This window comes from Synechococcus sp. H55.11 (assembly GCF_047462475.1).
Lineage (GTDB): Bacteria > Cyanobacteriota > Cyanobacteriia > Thermostichales > Thermostichaceae > Thermostichus.
In genome coordinates this window covers 1-12300 of the sequence record NZ_JANSJI010000325.1, presented here as the reverse complement: position 1 = coordinate 12300, position 12300 = coordinate 1, and the positions used below count along the sequence as shown (strand labels likewise).

The window sequence follows — 12300 nt, the reverse complement described above, 5'->3', positions numbered from 1 at the left end:
GGCAGAGCCCTCCCGACAATCACGCTCATGGCGTATTCCAGGTAGGACTGCGCCATCTCCCGCTGCAGATCGGTGGAGATGATGCGTGCGGTCAATTCGTTGTCGCTCATGGGGTGGGGGTAGAGGTGAGGGATCCCGGTCGGCTTGGGCGCGGGCAGGGTGCAAGGTCAGAAGGTTGTTGCCCGCCAACAGTCGGCAACCTAGGGCAGTAACCCCAAATCCAGGTGTTTCTAGTCTACCATTCTGGGGTAGATCGGCTGTCGGCAGGCAGCTCTGCTTGGCAGAGAGAGTTTCCCAAACTCGGCGCCGAAAGGGGATCCCTGAAGAAACTTATAGATAGAAATCTATTCTCTAGTCTAGTCTTTATGGTAACGCTCAATGGTAGCCTACCTACATAGTGTCGAGAGCGGTGGAGCATGCTGCAGCAAGCGAAAGAAGAGCAGGCCGGCGGTAGGAGATTTCTGGATTGGCAGCGGCGGCTAAGCCTAGAAAACTGGCGCGGGGATCTGTTCGGCGGGCTGACGGCGGCGATTGTTTCCTTGCCGATGGCTTTGGCCTTTGGGGTGGCTTCCGGGGCGGGGCCGGTGGCGGGCTTGTATGGGGCGGTGTGTGTGGGCTTTTTTGCCGCCCTGTTTGGCGGTACCCCCACCCTCATCTCCGAGCCCACCGGGCCGATGACGGTGATGATGACGGCGGTGGTTGCCAAGGTTACCGCCAGCTATCCGGATCAGGGGTTGGGGCCAGCTTTCACCGTGGTCATGCTGGGGGGCCTGTTTCAAATTTTGTTTGGATCCCTGAAGCTGGGCAAATACATCACCCTCATGCCCTACAGCGTCATCTCCGGCTTTATGTCGGGAATTGGCTGGATCATGATTTTGCTGCAGATCCCGCCGCTGTTGGGCCACGCCAGCCAGGGGGGAGTGATCGGGTCGGTGCAGAACCTGCCGACCTACCTGCTTAACCTCAAGGTGCCGGAACTGGGGTTGGGGCTGCTGACGCTGGCCATCCTCTTTTTCTATCCCAAGCCCTGGCGACGGGCGGTGCCGCCCCAGTTGGTGGCCCTGGTGCTGGGAACGCTGGTGGCCAACTGGTTCATGGCTGACTGGGATTTGCGGCGCATTGGCCCCATTCCCACCGGCCTGCCTCAGGTGCAATGGCCGCAGTTGCCCTTTTCATCTTTGGCCAGCTTGGTGTTGGACGGGGTGGTGCTGGGCATGCTGGGCTGCATCGACACCCTCTTGACGGCGGTGATTGCCGACAACCTCACCCGCACCCGCCACGACTCTGACCAAGAGCTGATCGGGCAGGGGATCGCCAACCTGGTCTCCGGCTTCCTGGGGGGCTTGCCGGGAGCAGGGGCGACCATGGGCACGGTGGTGAATATCCAGTCAGGTGGGCGTACCCCTTTAGCCGGCATCACCCGCGCCCTCATCCTCTTGATGGTGGTGCTGTTTGCCGCTCCCCTCACCCAAGGGATCCCGATGGCGTTGCTGGCGGGGATCGCCTTTAAGGTGGGGGTGGATATCCTCGACTGGAGCTTCCTGAAGCGGGCCCACCGCCTCTCCCTCAAAGGGGCGGCCATCATGTACGGGGTGATGTTCATGACGGTGTTCGTGGATCTCATCGCTGCCGTGGGAGTGGGGGTGTTTGTGGCCAACTTGCTCACCATCCAGCGCTTGAGCGAGCTGCAGTCGGAAGAGGTGAAAGCCATTACCGATGCGGATGATGCGGTGGATCTCACGCCGCGGGAAAAGGAATTGCTGCGCCAGGGCCGCGGCCAGGTGCTGCTGTTTTACCTGAGCGGCCCGATGATCTTCGGGGTTTCCCAGGCCATTTCCCGCCAACACCAGGCGGTGGCTTCTTGCCAAGCTTTGGTGGTGGATCTGTCGGATGTGCCGATGCTGGGGGTTTCGGCGACGCTCTCTCTGGAAAATGCCATTCGTGAGGCCCTAGATCGCGGCAAGCAGGTGTGGATTGTCGGGGCCAGGAGCCGGATCCGACAGCGCTTGGAAAGCCTACGTTTGCCCTTGCCGGCAGAGCGGTTTGTGGAGAGCCGGGAGGCCGCTTTGGCCGAGGCCGTCGCCCAGTTGGGCTTGGCGGCAGAACCCAGTCCCCTGGTTTGAGCCATCCGATGAGCCCAACAATAAAGCTGTAGACTTCGTTTGCCGGATCGGGGTCGGGCCTGAGTCTATGCAATGGAAAGGTCGGGTTGCCTACTTGGCAACCCTGCATCGCAAGGAGCAAGTGATTGGCCCCCTCTTGGCCCAACACCTGGGGATCCAGGTGCAAGTGATACCTCTCGACACCGACCAACTGGGCACCTTCTCACGGGAGCGGCCCCGACCGGGGGATCCCATCCACACCCTGCGCCTAAAGATTGAGAGAGCCCGCCAAGCTTATCCTGCCTCTTTGGTTTTGGCCAGCGAGGGATCCTTCGGCCCCCACCCCCAGCTTCCCTGGATCCCTTGGAACCAGGAATGGGTCATGCTCAAGGTTTTTGAACCTGACGCGGATCCCTTGGAGCTGGTGGGCTACGCAGAAAGCGTGCAAACCAATTTCAGCCATCGCTGGGTGCAGAGCTGGGCAGAAGCCCTCGACTTTGCCCAAAAAGTAGGTTTCCCCGAGCACGGCCTGATCGCCCTCGACCGGCCGGAAAAGCCCCAAGTTATCCACAAAGGGATCCAAGACGAAGCAACCCTAAAGCAGGTGGTGGAGGAGCTGCTGGCCCGCCAGGGAGGGCTGCACCTGGAAACCGATATGCGGGCCCTGTACAACCCAACCCGCCTGCAGGTGATTGCGGCAGCCACCCAAAACCTCATCGCCAAAGCCCAAAGCCTCTGCCCCGCCTGCGGCACTCCCGGCTACTGGCGCATCCGTTCCATCTCGGGGCTGCCCTGCGGCCAGTGTGGTGCCCCCACCCCTGTAACCAAGGCGTGGGTGTATGGCTGTGCCCGCTGTTCCCACACCCACACCGAGCCTGTGGCAGAGACCTGGGCAGATCCGGCTCAGTGCGCCTTTTGTAACCCCTAGCTTCCCGGCGCCCGCTCCAACTTGCTCGATGTCTTCCAGGGCAAGGCTTGGGAAACTTCCCATCAAAAAAGGGATCCGCTGCGGCGGATCCCTCCGTTGTTTTTAACCTAGGCGGGAGAACAAGGGATTAGAAGGTGAACACTGCCCGCAGAGCACCCACACCAATGGTCGGGTCGTTGTCCCCTGGTCTGCCCCCATTGGGATTGCTCACAAAGTAGGCGGCGGGCGTCAGGGTAATGTACTCGTTCACTGGGAAGCTGTAGTAGACATCCACAATGAAGGGCCGAGTATCCCAAACCCCATCGTTGTCTGTAGTCACAATCGGCTGACCGAAGACTACACCACCCTTGGCACCCTCAATGAAGAGATCCGGGAAGGCAAAACCAAGCAAGAACCCGTTGAAGTCTTCATCGCCGGGATCGATGGTGCCAGCCGGCACCACATTGGGCAGGTTATAGTCAACGTTGCCCGCCGTAAACCAGCCGGACAGGATAATGCGGGGGCTCAGCTCCCAGTTAGCAGCCACTGTAAAGGCATTGACCCGAGCCGAGGGGGTGACGTCATTCCGGCGCAGCGGACCGCGGAAAAGGCTGCTGCCGGTAGCCAGGAAACCGGGGCCGCGGCTAGCGTCCTGCAGATAGGTGGAAGCAAATTGCAAATACAGCTCCAGATTTTCCGTCGGCAGAAAGCCCAGCTCCACCGTGTGAGCGCTGTCGTTACCGGTCAAACCGCTGTCACCGAAACCTCTGCCCAAGGTCTGGCCGCCGCGGGTGCTGTAGGCGTAGGCCAGACGAAACTGGTCGCCGAGGCGATAGCGGAAGCCAAACAGCGTGCCACTGGGCACATCTCCCGTGGAGTTGGGGAGGTCGGCAAAGTCGGAGAGGGCATCGAAGGGGACGCTGTATTGCAGGACACTGGACACCCCCGTGCCCGTGATGCCGGCGTAGATGGTGGCAGCGCGGTTAAAGGCAGGGAACTGATAGACCAACTGGGCCAGTGTGAAGGTGCCACCACCACCCCCTTGGAAGCCAACGCCCGGATCCCCTGCGAAGAAGGTGGTTACCGCATCGCGAGCCTGCAGACGAATGCGCAGACGGTCACGCCCAGCAAAGGAAGCGTCGAAGTTCAAGCGCACCCGGTAGGGCAGGGTCATGTTCGCCTGATTCTGCTCGGCCACCACCCTGTTGTTGACCACCCGGTCGTCGGTGAGGGCGCTGCCCAGGACAGCGGTGATCACTTGGGCATTCAGCTTGGTGACCGGGTTGAAGACCTTGCCCTTCAGGTCATTTACGTCGGCTTCCAGCGCGTCTACCCGTCCCCGCAGGGCTGCCAGCTCGGCGGCAAACTCCTCCTGCAGCCGCTGCAGTGTAGCCAAGTCCTCCTTAGAAACCTTGTCGGCCAGGCCGGCGGCGATCAGCTCGTTGATGCGATCCAAGCAGGCATTCATCCCGGCGGCAAACTCAAAACGGGTCATGGCCCGGTTGCCGCGGAAGGTGCGGTCAGGGTAGCCGGCAATACAGCCGTAGCGCTCGACCAGCGATTGCAGCGCCTGGAATGCCCAGTCGGTGGGCTGCACATCGGAAAGCTCAGAGATGGAGGTGACAGGCCCTGTAGCTTGGGCATAGGCCACTCCAGGGGTTAAGACTGCCGCTGCACCCAGGGTGCCAGCCAGCAGCGTTTTCCAGTAGTTCGTGTGTTTCGCGGGCATGTTTCTCTCCTTGTTTTTTGTCCTCACACCTGTTTAGCTGTGGCAACGTCTCCTAGCGATGCCCAACTGCCCAACTCTAGAGCGAGCCTGACAGTTGCGAATTCTAGAAGAACATAGTACAGCCCTGTCTTACATCGTCTACCACTTTACACACTTTTTGAGCGAGACTCAATGCGATGCTCAAGGGCGGCAGACGCTCCAGGCCCTATACCCATTACTTTACCTCAGGGATCCGGCCCTGGCTAGCGGGTGTATCCTGAAGCTGAGCCACGGGCTAAGGCGGGGATGGGCGGTACCGGACTCGAACCAGTGACATCCTGCTTGTAAGGCAGGCGCTCTACCGCTGAGCTAACCGCCCCCTCGGCTCCCTGAGTCTAGCATTTCCTGAGGGGCTATTTCCCCATGCCCAGGCTCTGCGCCTTCTGGTACACCTTGCCCTCGGTCAAAAGGGAAGGGGCAATGCAGATCGCCACCTGGTGCATTTCCTTGAGGTTGGCGGCGCCCAGGGTGGCCATGCTGGTGCGCAGGGCACCCCAGAGGTTGTGGGTGCCGTCATCCAGGCGGGCGGGGCCGCGCAAGATCTCTTCCAGGGTGCCGGTGGATCCCACGCGAATGCGGGTGCCGCGGGGCAAAACGGGGCTGGGGGTGGCCATGCCCCAGTGAAAGCCGCGACCGGGCGCCTCCTGAGCGCGAGCCAAGGGGGATCCGATCATCACGGCATCGGCCCCACAGGCGATGGCCTTGCAGATATCCCCGCCGGTCACCAGGCCGCCGTCGGCGATGATGGGAACGTAGGTGCTGGTTTCGGCCAAGAACTGGTCGCGGGCGGCAGCGCAGTCGGCAATGGCGGTGGCCTGAGGTACTCCCACCCCCAGCACGCCGCGGGAGGTGCAGGCAGCGCCGGGGCCGATGCCCACCAAGACGCCGGCAGCTCCCGCTTGCATTAGCTCCAGGGCGACATCGTAGGTGACGCAGTTGCCCAGCACCACGGGAATGGGCATGGAGCGGCAGAACGCGGCCAGATCCAGCTTTTGCATGCCCTCTGGCACCTTGTGATGGACGGAAACCACGGTGGCCTGGACGAAGAAGAGATCTCCGCCTGCTTCCGCCACTAGGGGCCCATATTCAGCCGCATGGGCGGGCACGCAGCTAGCGGCGGCAATGGCGCCGGCGGCTTTGATCTGGCGGATGCGCTCTTGGATCAGCTCCGGCTTGACGGGCTCGCTGTAGAGGCGCTGCATCAGGGGAACAAACTCGTCTTTGCCGACCGCAGCAATCTGATCCAGCACCTCGTCGGGATCCGCGTAGCGGGTTTGGATCCCGTCCAGGTTCAGCACGCCCATCGCCCCCAGCTTGGAGAGCAAAATCGCCATCTTGACATCCACCACGCCGTCCATGGCGCTGGCGATGATGGGGATGGGCCGTTGGATCCCTCCCAGAGTGAAGTGGGTGTCTACCAGGCTGGGATCCAGAGTTCGCCTGCCTGGTGCCAGCGCGATCTCATCCAGCCCATAAGCGCGTCTTGCCTGCCGATTGCGGCCCAGTTGCACGTCCATTTTTGCCTTGTTCTGCGGATCCCTCGTTCTTATCATGCCGCCAAGGGGGGATCCAAGGCTAGTGAGGGTTGTGTTCTCTTGGCCGTGATTTGAATACCGCCCAGCGGTCGGAGTCGGGTAGCTTACATAGATAGGCTGTTTCCCGCTTGCCCGATCGTGGATATCCTGCGCAATGCCCCGCTGGGGATTTATCTGGAAGAGCCTCGCACCTGGCTACATTGCCTGGATCCGCGCGTGAAGCTGGCCTGGCTGCTCAGCTTCCTGCTCAGTCCCATTTTGGCCGGCAATGGCTGGCGCCTGGCGGTGGTGGCACTTCTCTTGCTCTTGACGGTGGCAGCCCGTCTGCCGCGCCGGGTTTGGTCAGGCCAACTCGCTCTGGTGTTGGCTCTCAGCCTGCTCACCTTTGGGATCACCAGCTTGGCCCCAGATGGGTTGGGGGTCTTTCCGCAGCCGCAGCGGCAGGATGTGCAGGTGGTGGGCTATGGGCTGACCGGGATCCCCGGCGTTCGCGATAGCCTTCACCTGGCTGCAGAACAGGGATCCCCAGACCGCGCCTGGCGCGAGCAAACCCGTGCCTGGCCAACGCCCTATCGCTACCGCTTGGTTCAATTGTCCCTGTTGGGGCGAACCTTTCAGGTGTCGCGCCGTTCTCTGTCGGTGGCCTTGCGGCTGGGCACCCTCATCTTTACGCTGCTCTATGCCACCAACTTGTTTTTGCTGACCACCGCCCCAGAGGAGATCACCGCTGGGATCGGCCAACTGTTGCAACCTTGCCAGCGCTGGGGATGGCCGGTTGCGGAGGTGATCCTCACCCTCACCTTGGCGCTGCGCTTTCTGCCGCTGGTGATGGAGGAGGTGCAAAACCTGGTGCGGGCGGTGCGAACTCGGGATGTGCGCTGGGGATCCCTCAGTTTTCGGGGCGGGATGCAAACCCTGCTGGCCCTGGTGGAGCGCTTTTTTGAAAACTTGCTCCTGCGGGCCGAACAGATGGCCATGGCCATGCAAGCCCGTGGGCTGACCGGCCCCGACCATCCCCTGCGCTGGCACCGCCTACAACTGCGGCGGCTGGATCGAGGGGTGCTGGCCTTCTTGCCCCTGTTTTGGCTGCTGAGGATCTTGTCTTCCTGAGGGCTGTGCTCTACGCTGGGCTCAGCGGCAGGAGCAGTCGGGAAACGGAGCGCCCATCCCCAGACAGATAGAAGGAGAGCTGACCTCCCATCCGCTGCACCACCCGTTGGCATAAGCTGAGTTCCAGGCCGGGGCTGGCCGCCAAAGGCGACTTGAGCAAAGGATCCGCGTAGATCACCCGCTCCGGCTCCAACTGAAGTGCCGCTGCCAGGTGAGGGTCAAAGCTGCCCTGATCCACCACCAGCAGCTCTGCATAGCCCTCGCCAGCCTGGCTCCACAGATCCAGCCGCCCCCCTTCCGGGCTGCGCAAAGCGGCGGCCACCAGCAGCTCCCAGAGCACCATCTCCAGGCGTCCGGGATCCCCCTGGATGGCCAGACTCATGTCCCCATGGGCCCGCGGCCACAGCTTGCGTCTTTGGGTCAGGCCCTCCACCCGGCGCAGGCTTTTGCGCACCAAAGTAGCCAAAGATACCGACTGCAACTGTGGCTGGATCTGCCAGGTTTCCGCCTGCAACAACGGCTCTGTGGAGACCGTCAGCTCTCGCAGCCCCTTGCCGATCTCCACCACTTTTTGCCAGCGGGTGGCTTCGTCGCCGGGGATCTCCGGCACCTGACCCAAGCGGCGCAGGCCGTCCAGGAGGGCATTCTGTAGGTCTAGCAGGCGGCGGTGTTTGTACCAGTTCAACTCCCTGAGCACCTCCTGCTGCTCTTGCAAAGTTTGCATCCAAAGCAAGCGCCGCAGCGTCCAAGCGCAGGTCTGGGCGATCAACATCACAGCCGCCCGCTCGTCGGGATCCCAAACCTTACCTGCCTCTGCCCCCAGGATCAAAACCCCCAGAGGCTCCGGCAGAGAGGGATCTGTCTCGCCCAAGGGCACCAGCAGCCAGGATCCCAGGCCGGCAGAATTGAGCCAGGTGCGGCTGGCAGCCGGGATCTCTTCTTGGGCAAGCTGAAGGGGCTCCCCCGCCTGCAGCACATAAGCCAGCAGCGGATCCTGGCGGTCGATCTCGGTGGCTCCGCTGGGGCAGAACTCAGGGGCAGCAGCAAAGGGCGGCTGTAACTGGGCCCGGCTCTCCCCCGGCTGCCAACTGACTACGAGAGCCAACGGGATCCCCAGCAATTGGGCCGTCTGTTGAGCGGTGGTGGTGTAGAGAAAGGACTCTATACTGCTGTCGCCAACGGGCGAGGTGTTCAGGTTTTGCAGGGCCAGACAGGTGGCGATCAGGCCCCTGAGCAGTTGTTCTTGCCGTTGTCGCTGTTGTTCCGATTGGAGGTGCCGCAGGAGCAACCCCACTTGTTGGGCGATCCCGCGCAGCAGTTGCCGTTCTTCCCGGCTCCAGGCCCGTAGCTGGGGGTGTAATACCAGGAGCAGCCCTTCCGGAAAGACAGCGTTGCTGACGGCGCCGCCGACCCGAGTATGGGTGAGCATGAGGGAGCGCACCCCCAGAGGGGCCAGTTCTTGCCGCCAAGAGAGCAGGCGCAGATCTTGGTCGTAGTTTTCTGCCACCACCACCTCGCTGCGCAGCAGATCCTGCCAGTCTTGCTCGCTCAAGGGGCTAAACTGCGGCGGCAAAGCCTGCTTGCCTTCGCTGCGGTGCTCGTAGAAGAGGCGGGGGATGGGCCTGTCGGGATCCACCGTCAACACGGCCACCACAGCGGCCTTCAGGCGCTGCCCCAGGCCAACCACCGCTTGCTGGAGAGCCTGTTGCAGCTCTGCCGGGTTGTAAAGCGAACGGCCCACCTGGTGGACAAACTCTTGGTCGTCGGCCAACTGGCGAATGCGGCGATCCAGATTTTCCAGGGGGGCGGCCAAGGCCAGCCCATTGGCGGCAGCGGCCACCAACTGTCGCTCCACCGCTTGCCAGGTGCGGGGCAGCTCCGATTGCACCCAGATAAACCCCAGCAGATCCCTCTCCAGCAAAATCGGGGCCGCCAAAACCGCCTGAGCCCGCAACTGCTGCATCAGCTTGGGGGGAACCTCAGAGCGGGTCGTCCCCGTGCCGCCCACCACCACCTGGCCATCGGTGAGGGTGTAGTACATGTCCCCCAATTCCCGCAGCGAAAGGCCGCCATCTTTTGGCGACGCTGCTCCCGCTTTGGCCTCTCTGGACATGGGGGCAGGAGTGGGTGGCTGGCTGGGCCTAGCGGCGCTTCCATGGGGAACAAACCGCCCCTGGCTGCGCTCGTGCCAGTACACCTGAATATGGACGGCGCCCAGGAACGTCTGCAGCTCCTGCCTCACCAGGCTGACCCGTTCCTGCAGGGATCCCGCCTGGCGCATCGCCGTTCCCAACCTCAGAAGTAGATCCTCAAGGCGCTTTTCGGTCTGCTGTTGCCAAGCGTTTTCTAGCTCTTGCAGCGAGGCCGCCAACTGCCCCAGCAAAATCCCCAGCAGGGCCTTTTCGTCCTCGCGGGTGGTAACTCCCCACATCTGGGATCCCAGCATCAGGATCCCCAGGCAGCGCCGCCGCCCCACCGCCGAGAAGGGATAGATGAAGCAGCCCTGGATCCCGCCCAGGCGCCTGGCCTCCCGCTGCCAAAGGCCCATGCGCGGCTCCTGGGAAAGATCGGGCACGCTGATGGGCCGCTGTTCGATCACCACCTGCTCCAGGATCTCCCCCGGCTGCAGGGGATACAGAGCTCGCAAGAGCGCTTGATCGTCTTCCCGCAGGGTCACCCCCCCTTGGCCCACCAACTGGTGATTGGCATAGTCGTAAAGAGCAAGCCAGATCAGCGGCGCCCCAAACACCGCCCTGACATACTCCAGCGTGAGCTGAATGAGGGCGTTGGCATCGCTCTGCTCCCGCATCTGTTGCAAGGTTACTTGCAGAGCTACCCAGGGAGACAGGGATCCAGCTCTATCGGAATAAGGGGGAACAGACTGAACCATACCCGTGTGGATTGATTCTGCAGGTTAGCCAATGCCCTATAAAACCTTCTCAACTCCTCCTCTTCTTTGCCAAAAAGTTGGCCAAAGAGCCATGCAAAGGACTTGCACTGGCTGGGAATAACTATAACCCCCCGCTGAGGGGCTGGGTAGCAACAGGGGCAGCCAGGGCCTGCAGGTATTCAGGAAGGCCTTACTACTGGGATCCCCCGCAACTTGTGGGTGTGGGTCACCAAGCTGTGGACAAAGTGTTGAAAGCGCTGTTGTAGCTTCTCGTCTTTGAGATTGCCCTGCTCGTCAAAAGCGCTCCAAGCCCGACCAATGGCGATTTGCTCCGGGATCGCCCAGCCATGCACCCAACGCACAATTAAGCGCATCTGGTTGAGGGTGTTGCTGTTGCTCTCACCGCCCAAAACGCTGATCAACCCGAAGACCTTGCCCTCCAGGTGCTCAAAACGCAACAGATCCAGGGCATTTTTCAGGCTGCCGCTGATGCCGCCGTGGTACTCCGGGCTGGCCAAGAGGATCCCATCCGCCTGCTTCATGGTCGCCTGCAAGAGCGCCACATCAGGATAGTCCGCGTAGGATTCCGAGCCATCCGCAAAGGGCAGCTTCATCTGCCGCAGATCGAGAATGTGCAAGGGGATCCCCAGCTTCTCAAACTCGCGCCGCGCCACCTCCAGCGCTTGATAAGTCAAGGAATTGGGCCGCAAGCTGCCGCCGATGGCCACGAAACGAGCCCCAGAGGCTTCAGCCATGACGGCTTGCGAATTGACAGTAAGGGCTTGCAAAGTTGAAGGAGACATGAGCTGAGCTCCTGAGCAGGCATTAGTTACGTTTCAAACAATCATAACTCATACCAACTCTGCGTTGTAAAGATTGTTTGAGCTGCGGGGCTGCCTAAGGCTGGTGCATTCGCCCAAGGGTCGCGTGGCGAGAACAGTCCGATTCCTACTCGGAACTGGGGATCTGGGGCCAACGGATCACCTGCAGCAGGTTGGAAAAATCATCCCTCCAGACCGGATCTCCGGCTTGGGGCAGAAGGGGCTGCCAGCCCTGCAGAGCTCCAGGGTTGTTGGCCATCAGCACCCAGTGGGAGGGGGCCAGCCCTGCTTGTTGCTGGTCAGAGGACAGATCCCGGTGGGCCTGCTGCCAAGCCTGGAGCTGCAGGGATCCGGCCAGGCCGGCCAACACGGGGGCCAAGTTGAGGTGACGGTTGGTGATGTTGAAGAGCAGCCAACCCTGGGGCTTGAGCTTGCTTAGGTAGAGGGTCAGGGCCTCTAGGGTCAGCAAATGCACCGGCACGGCGTCGGAGCTGAAGGCATCCATCACCATCAAGTCATAGCTGCCCGCTGGGATCCTCTGGAGGCTGAGGCGGGCATCGCCGAGGATGACCTGCACCTGCGCCTGCTGGCTGGCCCAATCGAGATAGGAGAAGTAGCGGCCCGCCCAGTCGGCCACGGTGGGATCCAACTCGAAAAACGTCCACTCATCCCCCGGCTGGGCGTAGGCGGCCAACGTGCCGATCCCCAGCCCCAACACCGCAATGGCGGGCCGGAGAGCCGCAGCCTGAGCTCTAAACGCCGCAAACACCTGCCCAACCGGCCCAGACCGGGCGAAATAGGTCAGCGGCTGCAGGGCCTTTTGGGGATCCAGGTTTTGGCTGCCGTGTAGGGTGGTGCCGTGCAGAAGGCTGCGGAAGGATCCCTGCTCGGTCTGGTATTCCACGATTCGGTTGAGGCCAAAGGCGCTGCGCTGGCTGGCCACCACCTGCAGTCCCGGCATCAGCCAGGGTTGCCCCAGCAGCACAACCAACCCTGCCATCGTCCCCAGCCGCCGCAGCCATCCCCTCTTGCCCTCTCCTGTGAACACCAGCACCGCCCACCCCAAGGCTAAGCCCACGGCGGAGCCGCGGTGAAGCAGCGCCGGCAGGCGAAAGCGCAACAGCAGCAAGGGCAAGAGCAACCCCAGCCCCAGCCACAGGCCCACCC

General features: G+C 62.1%; 8 protein-coding genes and 1 tRNA gene. 3 read left to right on the top strand and 6 right to left on the bottom strand.

Annotation, left to right across the window (positions count from 1 at the left end):
• The first annotated feature begins 416 nt into the window (after positions 1 to 416).
• Entirely contained in the window at positions 417 to 2123 is a 1707-nt protein-coding gene (locus NW853_RS12870; protein ID WP_414349206.1) for a SulP family inorganic anion transporter, read from the top strand.
• Between the two features lie 67 nt (positions 2124 to 2190).
• On the top strand, positions 2191 to 3030 hold the full coding sequence (locus tag NW853_RS12865; RefSeq protein WP_414349204.1) for a DUF6671 family protein: 840 nt from the start codon (positions 2191 to 2193) through the stop codon (positions 3028 to 3030).
• A gap of 127 nt (positions 3031 to 3157) precedes the next feature.
• Here the strand turns inward: NW853_RS12865 and NW853_RS12860 are convergent, their stop codons facing one another.
• The 3 genes from NW853_RS12860 to NW853_RS12850 form a co-directional block, all read right to left on the bottom strand.
• A complete protein-coding gene (locus tag NW853_RS12860) occupies positions 3158 to 4738 on the bottom strand; it encodes an iron uptake porin (protein WP_414349202.1) in 1581 nt (526 codons plus the stop codon).
• Positions 4739 to 5024: 286 nt separating this feature from the next.
• Positions 5025 to 5096, bottom strand: a tRNA-Val gene (locus NW853_RS12855).
• A gap of 34 nt (positions 5097 to 5130) precedes the next feature.
• A complete protein-coding gene (locus tag NW853_RS12850; RefSeq protein ID WP_414335148.1) occupies positions 5131 to 6294 on the bottom strand; it encodes a GuaB3 family IMP dehydrogenase-related protein in 1164 nt (387 codons plus the stop codon).
• Between the two features lie 156 nt (positions 6295 to 6450).
• On the opposite strand from NW853_RS12850, the gene NW853_RS12845 reads away from it, so the two are divergent.
• Positions 6451 to 7422: an energy-coupling factor transporter transmembrane component T family protein gene (locus NW853_RS12845; RefSeq protein ID WP_414335149.1), complete on the top strand. Its 972-nt coding sequence runs from the start codon at positions 6451 to 6453 to the stop codon at positions 7420 to 7422.
• Between the two features lie 10 nt (positions 7423 to 7432).
• Here the strand turns inward: NW853_RS12845 and NW853_RS12840 are convergent, their stop codons facing one another.
• The 3 genes from NW853_RS12840 to NW853_RS12830 form a co-directional block, all read right to left on the bottom strand.
• Positions 7433 to 10312, bottom strand: a complete 2880-nt coding sequence (locus NW853_RS12840) for a GAF domain-containing protein (RefSeq protein ID WP_414335150.1) — start codon at positions 10310 to 10312, stop codon at positions 7433 to 7435.
• A gap of 179 nt (positions 10313 to 10491) precedes the next feature.
• Complete coding sequence (locus tag NW853_RS12835) at positions 10492 to 11115, bottom strand: NADPH-dependent FMN reductase (protein ID WP_414335151.1); 624 nt, start codon at positions 11113 to 11115, stop codon at positions 10492 to 10494.
• Between the two features lie 145 nt (positions 11116 to 11260).
• Positions 11261 to 12300 (bottom strand): spermidine synthase (locus tag NW853_RS12830; protein WP_414349200.1); only part of this gene is annotated, 1040 nt, incomplete at its 5' end.